Source organism: Mucilaginibacter sp. McL0603 (assembly GCF_049992945.1).
Lineage (GTDB): Bacteria > Bacteroidota > Bacteroidia > Sphingobacteriales > Sphingobacteriaceae > Mucilaginibacter.
Genome location: NZ_CP188251.1, coordinates 4,778,474 through 4,795,206 on the forward strand (window position 1 = coordinate 4,778,474; position 16,733 = coordinate 4,795,206).

Sequence of the window (16,733 nt, forward strand, 5' to 3'; positions counted from 1 at the left end):
TTTCACTTCAAAAGTGTGGATTATTATTAAATAATCCTTTTCAAAGTGAAATAAAATCTGCTGCCCTCACCTAATTCGCTCTCAACACCTATTTTACCGGATTGTGCCTCGATAAAATCCTTTGCTATAGCTAAACCAAGCCCTGTTCCTGTTTGATCTACCGTAGCGCCGGGTACTTTAAAGTACCGTTCAAAAATGCGCGATAGATACTTGTTTTCGATCCCCTGTCCATGGTCTTTTACTGAGAATTCGATCTCGTCAAGTTTTGATTTTTTTACTTCCAGGTCAACAACAGATTTTTCGTGACTGTATTTGATCGCGTTGGAAAGGAGGTTGATCAAAACCCAGGTGGTTTTGTCCAGATCGGCCCTTACATCAGAAAGATCCTGATCATATTTTACATTAATGGCTACTTGTTTTTGATCGGCTGTGAATTTTACAGCTTTTACAGCGTAATCCACAATATTTTGAGGATGTGTGCTGCCAAAATTCAGGTTTATTTTTCCTGTTTCAACCTGCGCCATATCAAGCAACTCGCCTGTGATCTGCAATAAACGACGGGCATCGTCGTCAATATTTCCCAATAATTGCTTTTGTTCGGTATTTACCTCTCCTATTCGCTTGTCTTCCAGTAATTTTAGACTCATTTTGATAGATGAGATGGGGGTCTTCAACTCATGTGATATTGTGGCAATAAAGTTTGTTTTTGCTTCATCAAGTTGTTGAAATTCAGTGATATTTTTCAGAATAATAACTTTACCTATCACCTTCTCTTTACTCGTGACCGATAACACCTCTTTAGAATAATAGCTTTCACGGTTATCGGCAAATATCTTCATCTTGTTTTGATCTGTTACCAGTAGGTTCCTCAGAAGGTCATTCTCCAGCGCTACATCTGGCGCATATTTACCTATCAGATTACTTTCTGTCATGCCTATCAGTGTGCAGGCCACTTCATTAACAAATATGATAAATGACTTTTCATCAAACCCGATAATGCCATCGTGCATCGAGTTGATTATTGTCTCTATCCGTTTCTTTTCAAACAGGATGCTGGCCAGATTACTATTTTCATACTCAGCCAGCTTAAAGGTCATGGTATTAAATGCCTGCGCTAGCTCACCGAATTCATCGTTCGATTTAAAATTTAATTGCTGTTGATAGTTTCGCTTAGCTATTTCCTTTATGCGTTCGGTTAGTTCGCGTATAGGATTAGCAATATAGCTCGGGAAATTAACTACAAAGCTGAAAGATACCAGAAACAGAAATGAACCGATCAAAGCAACAATCAAGGTAGCACTACCGGCTGTCTTATTGGCTACGGCATTTTTGTGCTCTATGGCGGTCATGTTTATTTGCATTATATCGTAAAGCAGTTTACGTAATTGTGCCCGTAAAATAATCTGTTTTTGGGGCGTATTAACCGACAATTTCAACTGTTCATATTTGGAGCGTAATGAATCAGTCAATTGTTGTTCGCCGGGCTCCGTTATATTGTGTTCCTGTTTAAGAAGGTTGGCTTCAATTATGCTAATCTGTGATGCGTCAAGCTCTGTCTCATTCTTTTCTAATGCGCTACCTATATTTTTTGCATACTTTACTGATTCATAGTTATTTTTTAGGATGACACTGGCATCAGCTGATAAGCGGTTTAGGAACCAAATGGATAATCCGCAGCAAACAAATGCCATTAGAAAAAGGAAGCCAAAGCCTGCCCGAAGTTTGTTTTTAATTGTCATGACAGTATTACTAAGTCTATATCAGTTTTAGACATTTTTTTCAATAACTGTGTAAACACAGCAGTTTTCATCACCAGCTGGTAGAATTTAAACCGGGGTTTGCCTATGCAGATAGTGGTAATTTCATATTTTTCAGCCGTTTCCCAAATGGTTTTGGCAATATTATCGCTTTTTATCTTTAACACCTCAGCGCCCAATTGCGTTGCTGTTTTCATGTTATTGATCAAGTGACGCTGTGATGCCAGGTTGATCTTATCGCTGCTTTCGTTTGATGTTTGTACATACACCAAATACCATTTGGAGCGATAATAAGAAGCCAGCCGGGCAGTTTTGCGAATGATTATTTTGGCCGATTCATCATTGGTGCTAATACAAGCCAAAAATAATTCTGCCCGCAACTTTATGTTTTTAGGCACTTCTGTATCTATTTTGCGTTCCAGTTGGTGGGCTACTTCCCTAAGGGCCATTTCGCGCAATTGCAATATGCGCTCGGTTTGAAAAAAATTATTTAGCGCAAGCGGTATCTTTTTCTCATCATAAATTTTACCTTCCTTCAGCCTGTCTATCAATTCATCAGCCGTCAGGTCGATATTTACTACTTCATCGGCCAATTGCAATACCTTATCTGGTATGCGTTCATTGATCGCAGCACCGGTTATTTTCTCCACTTCCTCATTGAGGCTTTCGAGATGCTGAATATTTACTGCGCTGATCACATTGATGCCCGCGTTTAAAATATCCCGCACATCCTGCCACCGCTTTTCGTTCTGGCTGCCTTCAATATTGGTATGCGCTAGCTCGTCTACAATTACCACTTCAGGCCGCAGGCTTATTATGGCCTTCAGGTCCATTTCTTCCAGTTCCTTGCCTTTGTAAAACAATTTGCGCCGGGGAATAATAGGCAAGCCTTCTATTAGTGATTCTGTTTCCTTTCGCTTATGCGTTTCAATGTAACCGATTTTGACATCGATACCATTTCTCATTAAGGCATGTGCCTCCATCAGCATACGATAAGTTTTACCTACACCAGCACTCATACCAATGTATATCTTGAACTTACCGCGCCTTGATCGTTTGATCAGCTCCAGGAAATGTTCAACCGATTGCTCTTTGTTTTCTTCACTCATAATTTCATGAATTATATTCCAAATTCATTTATAATTAGTATTCTGTTTAAACCATTTAAAGGGGGTGCAAGCACCCCCTTCTTTAGCATGGACCCCAATCAAACCAAATTTACAATTAACAACTAAACAAGTAATTATAAATCAGGCCCACGCTTATCTTAAAAATGCTTATTCAAGCATTTGCATTATTTGCTGCTTTCAATAAACAACTCTTTTATTTGATATTTATTGAGCGCATTATCATATTGGTTCAGATCATTGTCAGTTTTAAATTCTTCTTGTACCATATTTCTGAACTTATAATTTGAAGCAAAAGCCTTGTCTATATTTTGCTGCGTTAGTTGTAATATTTCAGCATTGGCTTTTGTACTGAAATACGCTGTGCTAACAGGTTTCAGCCCTTTGCTTCCCTGAACAAGCTTGTCATTCTTATACAGGTAAAATCCCTCTGTATCCACTATCTCGTAGGATTTATTATTCTGAAATCTGTAATCACGGTTATTTTCGCGGTAGCCAAAAATTTCGCTTTTCGCGAATGTTTGTTTTTTACCATTGCTGATAAGGGTCACATTACTTCCTTCAAAAAAATCATGGAGGACGATTTTGTTCTTTTGTGATCCGTCAGAACCGTAACTTAATTTGTGGTTTACAAAATCACTGTAGGTTAAATATAATCCACTTGATTGCGTTTGGGCGGGTGAATTCTTGATAAATCCAAGCGTCATGATGATAATTATCACCGCTAACTTAAACTTTTTCATTTTATTAATTATTAACTTATTATAAAGGCGGTCACCATTGATCGCTTTGGCATTATTATTTTAAAAACGTACCAGCAAAGCTGCAATAAAACGTGTTTCAGATGGTACAAGGTCAGGTGTAAAATCTGATGGAACCGGTGTAGTATTATATCCGTCAGGTGAAGTTACTCCACCGTGTCCTGCAAAATATGGTACACTTGCATGACGGTGTACTACCTCTAATCTGAAAGTCAGGTAATCATTAGGCATTAAATCAACTGTAGTTGAATAGTCATATCCATGAAACTGGTCACCTGGGTTGGCAGTAAATGGATGTGAACCTATAGCACCTGTGTTAATTGCAGGGATCGGGTTCGCGTCTCCTGTTGGATACAAAACAAGGTACCTGCCAGGGTTATTGATCACACCACCACCAAATGTCCAGCCTAAGTGACCTTTATTCATTACCATCCTGTGATAGATCATGCCGCTGGCAAAATACTGGGCCGGGCCTTTTATAGGGTCAGCATGAAAGCCATTAACACCATCACCCTTTTCAAAACCAATATCACCTGTTATTGAAAATGCTGCGCTGTTAATAAAGCTACTTTTATCTGTGCTCTTATAATAGCGGACTTCAATACTATTATCCGAGTGGAATCTCTTTCTTCCTGGTTTATCCTGTGTATCAGCGCCATAATAGGTATTGGTTAAAAGTTCCAACCATTCAAACGGACGATATAAAAGTTGACCGCCTACACCTGGTTGGCTGTTAAACATACCATAAGATTGCCAGCCATTAATTAACCAGGGTTCAATTTTAAATTTATCTGTTACGAAGATTTGTACACGGATACCATTAAAAAACCATGGAGTATTATCAGATGTAAAAGATGGCTGATAGGCCCAGTTCTCTGCATTATAATATGAGAACAAGCCAACGTATGACATAAATATACCGGCATCAACGTTGATACCATGCAATACATCAAAATGGTAACCAGCATTTGCTTCACTTAAATAACGATAAGCAGTAGCCAGGTCATATTGACCGCGGGTAACACTTAAATCGTTACGTGGTACCACTGTCGCCCGTGTACCAAATTGGGTAAGTATACTTGCCCGTATATTGTCATAATGAAAGTCGCCACCAAAAGCTGCGGTAGAAATTTCAACTTCGTGATCTCGAGCCAATGCCGTAGAACCGACCACGGTGTGGTCAATAGGATTATTATTTGATGCGGTATAATTAACATCAAGCAAAACACGACCAGTAAAATATTTAGAGTCCAGTAGTGCTGAATGCCTGCGATCATTACCATTTAACCATGTGAAATCGCCAAAAGCAAATGGCTCAGACTTTGCTACTTTTTTTGTAGTATCTGATTTGGCTTTAATTTTTGTAGTATCCTGCTGTTGTGCATGCACATTCAGGACAATAGCAGTCATGGCAGCTATTGTAAGTAATTGTTTTTTCATTTTATACGTGTTAATTTTATAAGAGTACCTGGTACAGTGTTTAGACGGTTAAACACTGCACCATAGTGGTATTACTTTTTCAGCTCATCCAAAGCCACATTCAGTTTCAGAACGTTAACTTTTGAAGGGCCAAATAAGCCTAATAATGGTTTTTCTGTATGGTTATCGACTAAAGCCAAAACCTGTTGTTCAGACATACCACGCGCTTTTGCAACACGTGCTACTTGCACCTTTGCTCCGGCTGGTGACAGATCAGGATCAAGCCCGCTGCCTGAGGCAGTAACCAGTTCAGCAGGTATTTGCTCTTTTTTTACTGTTGGATTGTGTTTAAGGAAAGTGTCGATACGACCTTGAACATCTTTGTGTAAGTAGTCAGGGTTGGTTGGACCTTTGTTTGAGCCAGCAGACCCTGCTGCATTATAATCTACCGCCGATGGGCGTGACCAGAAATACTGATCTTTTGTAAACTTTTGCCCAACATTGGCAAAGCCAACCTCGCGACCCTTGTAAGTCACTGTCACGCCATCGCCGTGACCGGGGGTTAATTTACCGATAGCTGCTATGGCCAGTGGGTACAACCCTGAAAGAATCACCAACAAGATGATAGTCAATTTTATCGATGGCAATATGTAAGTTTTCATATTTTAATTTTTGAGATATGATACATTGAAAATTATATGAATAGCGCCACTGCAAGGTCTATTAATTTTATACCTACAAATGGAATAAGAACACCACCTAAACCATAGATCAGCAGGTTGCGGCGAAGCAATGCGCTGGCTCCAATTGGCTTATATTCCACACCACGTAATGCCAGCGGTATCAGTAACGGAATGATGATCGCATTGAAAATCACGGCTGATAATATAGCCGATTGCGGGCTGTGCAGATCCATCACGTTTAGCGCCCTTAATGATGGTATCGATACCATAAACAAGGCCGGAACGATGGCAAAATACTTAGCCACATCATTAGCGATAGAAAAAGTGGTCAGCGTTCCGCGGGTCATCAGCAATTGCTTACCTATTTCCACAATCTCGATCAGCTTGGTAGGGTCATTATCCAGATCGACCATGTTACCGGCTTCTTTAGCAGCTTGTGTACCACTGTTCATAGCAACACCAACATCTGCCTGGGCCAAAGCAGGGGCATCGTTTGTACCGTCTCCCATCATGGCTACCAGTTTACCGCCTTGTTGTTCTTTTTTAATGTAGTTCATTTTATCCTCAGGCTTAGCCTCAGCGATAAAATCGTCCACACCTGCTTTTTCAGCAATAAATTTGGCAGTTAAAGGATTATCACCTGTAACCATTACGGTTTTTACACCCATTTTACGCAGGCGCTCAAAACGTTCAAAAATCCCGGTTTTGATGATATCCTGCAGCTCTATTACACCCAGCACTTTTTCGTTTTGAGCTACTACCAGTGGTGTACCACCGTTTGATGCAATGATCTTAACCCTGTCTTCTACCCCATCAGGGAATGGATTGCCGGCTTTCAGCACCATATTTCTGATAGAGTCGAATGCACCTTTACGCACTCTTAAGCCATCAGGTGTATCCAATCCGCTTGAGCGGGTTTCAGCAGTAAACTTGATAAATACTGAATCCTTTGGCGCTTTAATAGACGGTATACTCTTATTGTGCTCGGCCAATTCTACAATTGATTTGCCCTCAGGTGTTTCGTCCGCCAGGGATGCAAGGACACATGCTGTGACCAATTCTTCAGGAGAGACACTGGTAGCAGGCCAGAACTGGGTAGCTTTACGGTTGCCTATTGTTATTGTCCCGGTTTTGTCCAACAATAAAACATCCAGATCGCCTGCTGTTTCCACTGCCTTACCCGATTTGGTGATCACGTTAGCACGCAATGCCCTGTCCATCCCGGCAATACCGATGGCCGATAACAGGCCACCGATAGTGGTAGGGATCAAACAAACAAACAATGATATAAATGCTGCAATAGTGATAGGGGTATTAGCATAATCGCCAAATGGTTTTAAAGTAACGCACACGATAACGAAGATCAGCGTAAACCCTGCAAGCAGGATAGTCAAAGCGATCTCGTTAGGTGTTTTTTGGCGTGATGCACCTTCTACCAGTGCAATCATCTTATCCAAAAAGCTTTCACCGGGCTGAGTGGTTACCATTACCTTGATACGGTCTGATAATACTTTTGTGCCACCAGTCACTGATGATTTATCACCACCTGATTCGCGTATTACCGGGGCTGATTCGCCTGTAATTGCAGATTCATCAATGGTAGCTATACCTTCAATGATCTCGCCATCGGTGGGGATGGTATCACCTGCTTCACACACGAACACATCGCCTTTTCTTAATAAGGATGACATTACCTGCTTTTCCTGGCCATCAACCAGCAAACGTGCAGGTGTTTCCTCGCGGGTTTTGCGCAAGCTTTCTGCTTGTGCCTTGCCCCTTGCTTCGGCTATAGCTTCAGCAAAGTTGGCAAATAATACAGTGAGGAATAAAACCAGGAATATGGTAAAATTATAACCGAAACTACCCTGGCCGGCATTGGAAAAAGAAAAAATAGTTACTACAAGCATTACCACAGTGCCTATCTCCACAGTAAACATTACGGGATTGCGCACCAATTTGCGGGGATCAAGTTTGATGAACGCGTGCTTCAACGCATCTTTTACCTGATCGCCATGGAATAATGTATTTTGATTTGTGCTCATTTTTTTGTTCAGATTACTTTAATGAAAAATGTTCCGCAATTGGACCTAAAGCCAGTGACGGGAAGAATGACAGAGCTGCTACAATAAATATCACAGCAAGTATCATGATACCAAATGTTGTGGTATCGGTTTTAAGCGTACCTGCCGATTCGGGGATAAACTTTTTGTTAGCCAGTATCCCAGCAATAGCCACAGGGCCAATAATTGGTAGGAAACGTCCTAAGAAAATCACAATCCCTGCACTTACATTCCAGAAAATACTATTATCAGCCAAACCTTCATACCCCGAACCGTTATTGGCGGCGCTTGATGTGAATTGGTACAGCATTTCAGAAAACCCATGATAACCGGGGTTGTTCAGCCATGCAGATGGTTTTTCGGCCCAATTAATATTGGGGAAATGGACTAATATATAAGATGCCAGTGCTGTGCCCACCAATATGATAAAAGGGTGAAGCAAAGCGATCAGCGATGCAATTTTCATCTCACGGGCCTCGATTTTACGCCCCATAAATTCAGGTGTGCGGCCAACCATCAAACCGGATATAAATACTGCAATAATGATGAAGATGTAAAAGTTAAGGTAGCCAACTCCAACCCCTCCGTAAAAGGAATTGATCATCATATCAAACATTTGCGCCATACCCGACATTGGTTGCATACTGTCATGCATGGCGTTTACCGATCCATTTGATGTAACAGTGGTACAAATACCCCAATAAGCGGATGCAGCCGGACCGAAGCGGACCTCTTTGCCCTCCATTGCGCCGCCAGGCTGGCTCACTCCCATATGTGCTATTGCAGGGTTGCCACCAATCTCAGCATTGATAGACGTAAATTGCATAACTAAAAACCCAAACGTCATTACACCGAAAATAACCCAGGATAATTTTTTCCTGTTCAGGTAATAACCAAGCGCAAATACTAAAGCTATCGGGATCAATATAATACCGATATTTTCAACAATATTGGTCAGGTAATTAGGGTCTTCAAGCGGATGAGCCGAGTTAGCACCAAACCAGCCACCACCGTTGGTACCAATTTGTTTGATGGCGATCATGCCGGCAGCGGGGCCGCGTGAAACATGTAGCGTATCGCCCTGCAAACTCATTAGTGTTGCTTTGCCTTTATAGCTGGTAGGTGTACCATTAAAGGCAAGGATAATAGCTACCACAATGCTTATTGGCAGTAATAACCTGGTAATGGCTTTTACAAAAAACTCCCAGTAGTTACCGAGTTTATCGGTTACTTTATCTTTCATGGCTCTAAAAACCACGATCATAGCGGCAATACCCGTTGCTGCACTTACAAATTGCAGGAACATAAATACAAACGTCTGCGTAAAATAAGTTGCGCCAGTTTCGCCTGAGTAATCCTGCAGGTTAGTATTGGTCAAGAAACTTAAAGCGGTATTGAATGCCAGGTCAGGTGTTTGATTCGGGTTACCATCCGGATTAAGTGGTAAATGCGCCTGGAACAACAAGCAGAAGAACGCATAAAATAACCACAGGCAATTGATGGTTAGCAAAGCCTTCAGGTGCTGTTTCCAGTTCATCTCACGTTTAGGGTCGATGCCGCTAAATCTAAAGATCAATCTTTCAAGGGGCGACATAAAGTCGAGCCAGGTTTTTTCTCCTTTAAATACTTTGGCAATATATTTACCCAGCGGAATGGCCAGGGCAATGGTTGCCGCGTACATAAAAATAATACCTATAAATTCTGTGTTCATCGTGATTGAGAGTAAGAGTTAAAATTTTTCGGGGTTGAGCAGCACATAAACCATATATATAAATACTGCAATTGATACTATGAATAATGCGATCATGATATTATATTTTTTCGAAGTAATTAACTGATTTGAAGAATATCCAGAATACGACTATGAAGCATAGTACATAAACGATTGTGAGAATAACATCCATGGTGAATTGATTAATTGTTAATATTTTAAGCGTGATAAAACAACTTGATTTTTAAATAGACCAGATAAACTATTGATATTGCCACGAGCCACAAAAAAAGGACTATTAATATGTCTTTCGACTTATTTTTTAAATGCTGCTTTTTCATAAAACATCCCTGCCTTTATGGCGTGGTCTATCAGCAAAGCTTTGTGAATTAAATAGTTAATTGAATTCCCTCTGATATTTGATCAAGTGATGATTATCTCGTATAGGGATGACTCGCCTTCTGAAGGCCGACATTGAGATCTTGATATGCATATTATTCATTTTTGGTTTGATTTGCAAGACACTATACTAAGCGGATGCCAACAAATTCACCGGATTGATAATATTCTCCTTTTCAGTACTTTACAGTAAATAAGACGGGATTAAGTGGAGTAATTAGGATGCATTTCACTATCATATTGATAGGTTCTTATCAAAAAGAGAATTATTTTTTCGGGTTAATATCTTCCGGCCATTATGCCAGGTTTTGTACAGATGTAGATTTCTGTAGCGGGGTAATCTCAAATGTTGCTTTTTGTTCTTCTTGCTGAGTTAACAAAACCCGTTCGGTTTGATACTTTCAATATCCTTTAAAATAACGGTATTCAAGAAAGTTTTTTAAACTAAAATTAAGTACCCTGACTTTTGCCGGCAATACTTGCTCCTAAAATCCGGCCTTATAATATTGATAAAACCCCTATCAAAGTGATATGACATTTGAAGTCTCAAATTTTCAAAAAGAGGCTTAATATCTATTTAAAAGCCATTTTCTTTATAATTCACCCCTCAGGGCATCCTTTTGGCATGGCAATTACAAATAAAAGCGGCGGTTGCTGATAGTAACAACTGCTTAATTACAAGTACAAAATAATTATTTAAAATGAAAAAGTTTAAGTTACCGATGATCATGGTTATCATCCTGACATTTGGAATTACCCTTAAATCCAAAGCCCAACAACAATCAGATGGATTATATTTAACATTCACCGATTACCAAAACCATAAACTAAGTTATGGAAGCATCACTAAAGGGGATAAAATAGCTATTCACGATTTCCTGGAAGGGAATACGATCACTGTTATCAGCAATGGTAATAAACAAACATTCCTAAAAAAGGAGATTTTTGGTTTTAGGAAAAACAACCAGGATTACAGGTTCCAGGATAATAAAGTTTATCAGATTATTGATACTGAAGGCTTTTACCTATACAGACATGACAGGCTAACTCAACAGAACAAAGGACTCAAACCAGTTAGCACAGTATATTTTAGCACTAAAGCAGATAGCGGAATAGTTATGCTTACAGAGGAAAACATTGACAAGGCTTTTGCAGCAAATCACAAATTTAGAAACAGTGTTCAAGCCGAGTTTAAAAACGATGATGCACTGAATGAATATGATACAGTACTCCGGAAATATAAGATCAAGGAATTATATTCAGAAAGCGCGAAATAATACAAATGCTTAAAGGGAGATAGTTCTATCTCCCTTTTTTAGTTCCTTTAGTTTCAATAAATCACCAGATTTTCATCAAACACACTCTTACAATCTTTTTATATTTATATAAATCAAATAAATGATCTCTGACAGTTTTGGCTTCGTTCTAATTTTCCTTTTTACACTCCTGCTGGCAATTCCAATGGGAGCTTACATGAAACGTATTTACAATGGTGATAAAAGCTTCCTCGATTTTCTAAAACCTATTGAAAATTGGATTTTCAGGATATGCAGGGTTAATTTCGAAAAATCAATGGATTGGAAGCAATATCTGAAGGCATTATTAACAATCCAATTGGTATGGGTTATACCAGCATTTATTGTTTTAATGTTACAGGGAAAGCTTTTTCTCAATCCGGCCCATATACCGGGAATGGAATGGTCTCTGGCATTAAACTCAGTAATTAGTTTTTTAACCAGCACTAATTTGCAGCACTACTCAGGTGAAAGCGCCGCCAGCTATCTTTCGCAAACCTGTGTATTTACATTTTTACAGTTTGTAAGTGCCGCTACCGCCCTGGCCGCTGCCGTTGCTATGGTGAGAGGTCTTACAGTCGATCCCGGTACCGGGATCGGCAATTTTTTTAATGACTTTTTACGATCGTGTACCCGGATACTATTACCATTATCGGTCGTTGTAGCAGTAATTTTCATGTTCGGTGGGATGCCAATGACTTTCGGCGGGCCCCATAAAATAATCACATTGCAGGGCGACACTGTAAATGTAGCCACAGGCCCTGTTGCCGCGATGATACCAATTAAGGAACTCGGCTCAAACGGTGGCGGCTTTTTTGGTGCTAACGACGCCCACCCTTTCGAAAACCCCGTGTTTGCAACCTTTGTGGTTCATTTTATTATCGTGCTGTTATTACCGGTGGCATTTATATTTTTCATTGGCTATTACCTTAACCGGAAGAAATTTGCATGGATGCTGTTTGGAGTGATGACAACAGGATTATTCATGCTGGCCATACCTATAGTAAAAGCAGAAGCCGCCGGAAACCCCAGGATAGCCGCTATGGGGATTAATCAGTCTTCAGGTAATATGGAGGGCAAAGAGATCCGTTTCGGCGTCAATTATTCCGCTCTTTATTGCGCCGAAAATATTGCTATACCTGCCGGAACGGTTGCATCTGTACACGATAGCTACATGCCGCTATCGGCTACAGCCATGCTGGTAGGGATGCAAATAGATGCTTTTTTTGGCGGACTGGGAACAGGCTGGATTAATATGTTTATGTATTTGGTGATCACGGTTTTTATAGGAACACTGATGATCGGGCGTTCACCGGAATTGTTCGGGAAAAAAATAAGCACAAAAGAAATGCAGGTAGCCGTGGCAGTTAATGTGCTGCTGATATTTGTTCCCATTGCGCTGGCTGCCGTAGCTTGTTTCATTTATGTAAATAAAAGTGGCGGCGGCGATACATTAGGATGGCTTAGCAATAAAGGTGCACATGGTTTTACCACTATGTTTTATGAATACATGTCGTCTGTCTCCGGAAACGGGTCTAATTTTGGAGGCCTGGGTAATAATACCGTATTCTGGAACCTTACTACATCTTTTGCTATGTTATGCGGACGCTTTGCACCTATCGCGGGCGGCTTGATGATCATCGGATTAATGAAACAGAAAAAGTATATACCCGCATCTTCAGGTACGTTGCAAACTGATTCGGCAACGTTTGGTATTTTTCTATTCGCTATTATGCTGATATTAAGCGTATTGTCCCTATTCATAATTTTTATTGCAGGACCGATAACGGAGCATTTTGCTTTACACTGATAAATAAACTACTGCTGCGTTAATTAAACTTTAGGCAGTTTATATCCGTTATGATATTCCTTCATCAGATATTGCCTGGTAATGGAATGATCTGTAAAAATACCTTCAGTTTCATTCCATTCCAATTTCTTCCCGCTGCGGAAGGCTATGTTACCCATCTGTGCCACAGTAGCAACATGCGCACCTGCCTGTATAGGGCAATGCAGGTCTTCCAGTTTACGCGATTTTACTACACTTACAAAGTTTTCCCAATGCTTATCCAGGCCGTTATCAGATTTGGCAACATAAGGCTTGCTTACTTTACTTTTGCTTTGACGCTCTTCAATTACTTCCCATCCTTCACGATTCAGGATAAGTGTACCATTATTGCCGATATAAGCAATGCCATGGTCACGGCCATAAGAGCCGTTATCTATCCCCATAGCCGAATCCCAAACCATATTGAATCCATCGAATTCGTATAAAGTGGTTAATGTATCCGGTGTTTCTTCGTAAAGATCAGGATAAGCAAATCTTCCGCCTAAAGCCGAAACAGATTTAGGTATAGGTGATTTCATACCCAATAGGCCATAATCTAACAGGTGTACTCCCCAGTCGGTCATTAGCCCTCCGGCATAATCCCAAAACCAGCGGAAATTAAAGTGGAAACGACTTGAATTGAAGGGAACTGTTTTAGCCGGGCCCAACCATGCCGCATAATTTACACCAGTAGGTGGTGTGCTATCCTGAACCACAGGTGCAGGCCTCATCCAACCCTGGTAACACCACACTTTTACTGTGCGGATATTGCCTAACTGTCCGTTTTGTACAAAATCAACCGCATCTTTAAAATGCTGCTGGCTGCGCTGCCATTGCCCTGCCTGCACTACTTTATTATATTTTTGCTGTGCGGCTACCATCGCCCTGCATTCACCAATAGAATTTCCTACCGGCTTTTCTACATAAACATCCTTTCCGGCTTCACAGGCATGCATCATAATCATGGCATGCCAGTGGTCGGGCGTGCCAATAATAACAGCGTCAATATCTTTCTGATCCAATAACTCACGGTAATCGTCATAACGACGGACCTTCGAGGTGTCATAATTCATTTTAGCCAGATCATTCATCCGCTTATCCATCACATTCTTATCTACATCACATATCGCCACCAGGTTTACTCCGGGTATTTTTAAAGCTGATGTTGTATCGGCCCACCCCATGCCATTAACACCAATAGCACCTATATTCAGCTGATCGGAAGGCATTATCCTGGTTTTAAAAATAGCGAAGGCATGATTGTTTAAGGCTGATGCCATCAGGCCGCCTCCGGCAAGCAAGGCCGATTTTTGTAAGAAATCTCTACGGGAACTCATGATGATATAATTGGTTGGGATAAATATAAATTATTTGTCTATTGTCTGAACCAGAATTGCAGAATTTAAAAATTGTGCTCATTATCCGAACTGGGACTTATAGAATGAAAGAATTCCCAGAATCATGTAAAAATCCGAAATCGAAATTCCGAATTCCGAAATCATATTATTCCAGGCCGTATTCTTTCAATTTACGATACAGAGTGGCAATACCTATATTCAAAAGCCTGGCGGCTTCGGCACGGTTACCGTGGGTATGGTTGAGCACACGCTGAATATGTAATTTCTCTACTGATGAAAGATCAAATGCAGATAATGCCTGGTTGGTACGGGCGGGTTGGATATGTTGTATGTCGTAAGGAAGCAGTGTTTCATCCAATTCATTACTATCGCAAAGGATTACTGCACGCTCGATAACATTTTTCAGTTCTCTGATATTTCCCGGCCAGTTATAGGCTTCCAGTTGTTCAATAAAATTTTTAGATAAACTGGTGATTTGCTTTTTCACCTTTGCGGCAAAATACAACATAAAGTATTCAGCCAATAAGCTGATATCTTTTTTACGGTCACGCAATGCCGGCAAAGTGATCTGGAAAACAGATAAACGATAAAAAAGATCAGAGCGGAAATGATTTTCTTCACTTTCTTTTTGCAGGTCCCGGTTAGTAGCTGCCAATATCCTCACATTTACAATAGTTGGTTTGGTATCTCCTATTTTAATGAATTGCTGCGACTCAAGCACGCGCAGTAATTTGGCTTGTAATTCATGGTCGAGTTCTCCTATTTCATCTAAAAAAATTGTCCCGTTATTAGCTTCTTCAAACAAGCCCTTTTTATCTTTCACAGCCCCCGTAAATGAGCCTGCTTTATGGCCGAACAATTCGCTTTCCAGCAACTCCTTCGTAAAAGCACTGCAATTTACCGCTACAAATGATTTGCTGCTGCGGTTACTTGCCTGGTGTATTGCTTCGGCAAATACTTCTTTTCCTGTACCTGTTTCGCCTAATAGTAAAACTGTTGTATCTGATAAGGCTACCTTTTGAGCCAATTTAACTACTTCGGCTATGGCAGCCGATTTGCCAACGATACGATCAAAACCGAATTTGTCGTTCAGCTTACCTTCCAGTTCTTGTACGCGCTGCTGCAATAAGGCCTTATCCATCGCTTTACTCACCAGCGGAATGATCTTTTCGTTATCATCGCCTTTAGTGATATAATCAAAAGCACCCGATTTAATGGCCTTAACACCATCGTTTATAGTACCAAAGGCCGTAAGCACGATCACTTCGGTTGCAGGCCAATTGGTTTTTATCTGCTCAGTAAGTGCAATGCCATTACTATCGGGTAATTTAACATCGCTTAACACCACCTGGAAAATATCCTGCTGTAACTTGCGCAAACCCTCTTTACCCGTTGCTGCCGTGATTACATCATAGCCCTCCAGTTGCAGTATACGGGCAAGCAGATTTCGCAATCGCTCCTCGTCGTCAATAATTAACAGCTTGCCTTTTTGCATATCAGGTTGCAAAAATGGTAAAAAATTAGCTTAAAGCGATGTCATACTATTTTTCAGATTAAAACTTCATTAGAATTATATCAAAATGTCTACACACATTAATCCTTTCCGCCATAATTCAATCCAAATTATACTGAACTGCTAAAAAGAAAATAGTTCAGGCAACAACTAAAATCAAAATATCATGAAAAGGAAATTTGCAGGATTAGCGCTTTTAGCCATATTTATAGCATCAGTAACCTCAGGGTGTGTTGTCCGTGAGGGATATGGTCACCATCACCACCACTATTACCATTCTTATTAATATTTAATATTACGGCAATTAACATAAGTGCGAAAAAGAGTTTTGAAAAGCATCAAAACTCTTTTTTTATGCCTGAGACATTTATTTATATTTAGAAAACTTAATTAATGAACTATACTTTATGACAATCAAAAAAACATGGCACGACCTGCACAGGGAATCACTCGCTTTTGGACAACGCCTTGCTGATACGGTAGCAAAAGGGATGGGTTCCTGGCGCTTTATTATTATTCAAACTGTCATTGTTGCGATATGGATGATATTGAATGTGGTAGCATATGTAAAGCATTGGGATGAATATCCTTATATCTTACTAAACCTGCTCTTCTCTACACAGGCGGCTTATGCAGCTCCCATTATCATGATGGCTCAAAACCGCCAGAGCGATCGTGACCGCGCGCAGGCTGATGCAGATTACAGAACCAATTGCGAGGCTAAAGAGGAAATAGAAGAATTGCAAAAACGCCTGAACGCAATTGAAGTAGACAAACTGGATAAAATACTCACACTGTTACAAGAAATGAAAGCCAAATAGG

Annotated in this window: 13 protein-coding genes; 3 read left to right on the top strand and 10 right to left on the bottom strand. The window is 40.4% G+C overall.

Translation table 11 applies throughout. From position 1 onward, the window contains the following. Nucleotides 1–26: 26 nt before the first annotated feature. The 8 genes from ACPPVU_RS21975 to kdpF all read right to left on the bottom strand — a co-directional run bounded on the left by ACPPVU_RS21975 (nucleotide 27) and on the right by kdpF (nucleotide 9,614). Nucleotides 27–1,739 (bottom strand): ATP-binding protein, encoded by a 1,713-nt coding sequence (locus ACPPVU_RS21975; protein WP_426668881.1) that lies wholly within the window; start codon nucleotides 1,737–1,739, stop codon nucleotides 27–29. Beyond that, entirely contained in the window at nucleotides 1,736–2,866 is a 1,131-nt protein-coding gene (locus tag ACPPVU_RS21980; protein ID WP_426668882.1) for a sensor protein KdpD, read from the bottom strand. The genes ACPPVU_RS21975 and ACPPVU_RS21980 overlap by 4 nt, the downstream gene beginning before the upstream one ends. A gap of 185 nt (nucleotides 2,867–3,051) precedes the next feature. After that, on the bottom strand, nucleotides 3,052–3,627 hold the full coding sequence (locus ACPPVU_RS21985; protein WP_426668883.1) for a hypothetical protein: 576 nt from the start codon (nucleotides 3,625–3,627) through the stop codon (nucleotides 3,052–3,054). A 60-nt stretch (nucleotides 3,628–3,687) separates the two neighbouring features. Further along, nucleotides 3,688–5,085: an outer membrane beta-barrel protein gene (locus ACPPVU_RS21990; protein ID WP_426668884.1), complete on the bottom strand. Its 1,398-nt coding sequence runs from the start codon at nucleotides 5,083–5,085 to the stop codon at nucleotides 3,688–3,690. Between the two features lie 71 nt (nucleotides 5,086–5,156). Next, nucleotides 5,157–5,726: a K(+)-transporting ATPase subunit C gene (locus tag ACPPVU_RS21995; RefSeq protein WP_426668885.1), complete on the bottom strand. Its 570-nt coding sequence runs from the start codon at nucleotides 5,724–5,726 to the stop codon at nucleotides 5,157–5,159. Between the two features lie 32 nt (nucleotides 5,727–5,758). After that, nucleotides 5,759–7,789 (bottom strand): potassium-transporting ATPase subunit KdpB, encoded by a 2,031-nt coding sequence (gene kdpB, locus ACPPVU_RS22000; protein ID WP_426668886.1) that lies wholly within the window; start codon nucleotides 7,787–7,789, stop codon nucleotides 5,759–5,761. A gap of 13 nt (nucleotides 7,790–7,802) precedes the next feature. Continuing rightward, the gene (gene kdpA / locus ACPPVU_RS22005) at nucleotides 7,803–9,518 is read right to left on the bottom strand and encodes a potassium-transporting ATPase subunit KdpA (RefSeq protein ID WP_426668887.1); all 1,716 of its coding nucleotides are present in this window, start codon (nucleotides 9,516–9,518) and stop codon (nucleotides 7,803–7,805) included. 18 nt (nucleotides 9,519–9,536) lie between these two features. Continuing rightward, nucleotides 9,537–9,614 (bottom strand): K(+)-transporting ATPase subunit F, encoded by a 78-nt coding sequence (gene kdpF / locus ACPPVU_RS22010; RefSeq protein WP_426672217.1) that lies wholly within the window; start codon nucleotides 9,612–9,614, stop codon nucleotides 9,537–9,539. Between the two features lie 1,004 nt (nucleotides 9,615–10,618). On the opposite strand from kdpF, the gene ACPPVU_RS22015 reads away from it, so the two are divergent. Together ACPPVU_RS22015 and kdpA (ACPPVU_RS22020) are read left to right on the top strand one after the other, a co-directional pair. Then, on the top strand, nucleotides 10,619–11,194 hold the full coding sequence (locus ACPPVU_RS22015; RefSeq protein WP_426668888.1) for a hypothetical protein: 576 nt from the start codon (nucleotides 10,619–10,621) through the stop codon (nucleotides 11,192–11,194). Between the two features lie 121 nt (nucleotides 11,195–11,315). After that, complete coding sequence (gene kdpA, locus ACPPVU_RS22020; protein WP_426668889.1) at nucleotides 11,316–13,022, top strand: potassium-transporting ATPase subunit KdpA; 1,707 nt, start codon at nucleotides 11,316–11,318, stop codon at nucleotides 13,020–13,022. Nucleotides 13,023–13,045: 23 nt separating this feature from the next. Here kdpA (ACPPVU_RS22020) and ACPPVU_RS22025 read toward each other — a convergent pair whose 3' ends face one another. Beyond that, on the bottom strand, nucleotides 13,046–14,377 hold the full coding sequence (locus tag ACPPVU_RS22025) for a Gfo/Idh/MocA family protein (protein WP_426668890.1): 1,332 nt from the start codon (nucleotides 14,375–14,377) through the stop codon (nucleotides 13,046–13,048). A 166-nt stretch (nucleotides 14,378–14,543) separates the two neighbouring features. After that, nucleotides 14,544–15,893, bottom strand: a complete 1,350-nt coding sequence (locus ACPPVU_RS22030) for a sigma-54-dependent transcriptional regulator (protein WP_426668891.1) — start codon at nucleotides 15,891–15,893, stop codon at nucleotides 14,544–14,546. Between the two features lie 425 nt (nucleotides 15,894–16,318). Here ACPPVU_RS22030 and ACPPVU_RS22035 point away from each other — a divergent pair, with 425 nt between their 5' ends. Then, entirely contained in the window at nucleotides 16,319–16,732 is a 414-nt protein-coding gene (locus ACPPVU_RS22035; RefSeq protein ID WP_426668892.1) for a DUF1003 domain-containing protein, read from the top strand. The last annotated feature ends 1 nt before the right edge of the window (nucleotide 16,733 follow it).

Coding starts and splice junctions, on each gene's coding strand:
- ACPPVU_RS21975 (WP_426668881.1), bottom strand. CDS start 1,739: ATGACAATTAAAAACAAACTTCGGGCAGGCTTTGGCTTCCTTTTTCTA.
- ACPPVU_RS21980 (WP_426668882.1), bottom strand. CDS start 2,866: ATGAGTGAAGAAAACAAAGAGCAATCGGTTGAACATTTCCTGGAGCTG.
- ACPPVU_RS21985 (WP_426668883.1), bottom strand. CDS start 3,627: ATGAAAAAGTTTAAGTTAGCGGTGATAATTATCATCATGACGCTTGGA.
- ACPPVU_RS21990 (WP_426668884.1), bottom strand. CDS start 5,085: ATGAAAAAACAATTACTTACAATAGCTGCCATGACTGCTATTGTCCTG.
- ACPPVU_RS21995 (WP_426668885.1), bottom strand. CDS start 5,726: ATGAAAACTTACATATTGCCATCGATAAAATTGACTATCATCTTGTTG.
- kdpB (WP_426668886.1), bottom strand. CDS start 7,789: ATGAGCACAAATCAAAATACATTATTCCATGGCGATCAGGTAAAAGAT.
- kdpA (WP_426668887.1), bottom strand. CDS start 9,518: ATGAACACAGAATTTATAGGTATTATTTTTATGTACGCGGCAACCATT.
- kdpF (WP_426672217.1), bottom strand. CDS start 9,614: ATGATCGCATTATTCATAGTATCAATTGCAGTATTTATATATATGGTT.
- ACPPVU_RS22015 (WP_426668888.1), top strand. CDS start 10,619: ATGAAAAAGTTTAAGTTACCGATGATCATGGTTATCATCCTGACATTT.
- kdpA (WP_426668889.1), top strand. CDS start 11,316: ATGATCTCTGACAGTTTTGGCTTCGTTCTAATTTTCCTTTTTACACTC.
- ACPPVU_RS22025 (WP_426668890.1), bottom strand. CDS start 14,377: ATGAGTTCCCGTAGAGATTTCTTACAAAAATCGGCCTTGCTTGCCGGA.
- ACPPVU_RS22030 (WP_426668891.1), bottom strand. CDS start 15,893: ATGCAAAAAGGCAAGCTGTTAATTATTGACGACGAGGAGCGATTGCGA.
- ACPPVU_RS22035 (WP_426668892.1), top strand. CDS start 16,319: ATGACAATCAAAAAAACATGGCACGACCTGCACAGGGAATCACTCGCT.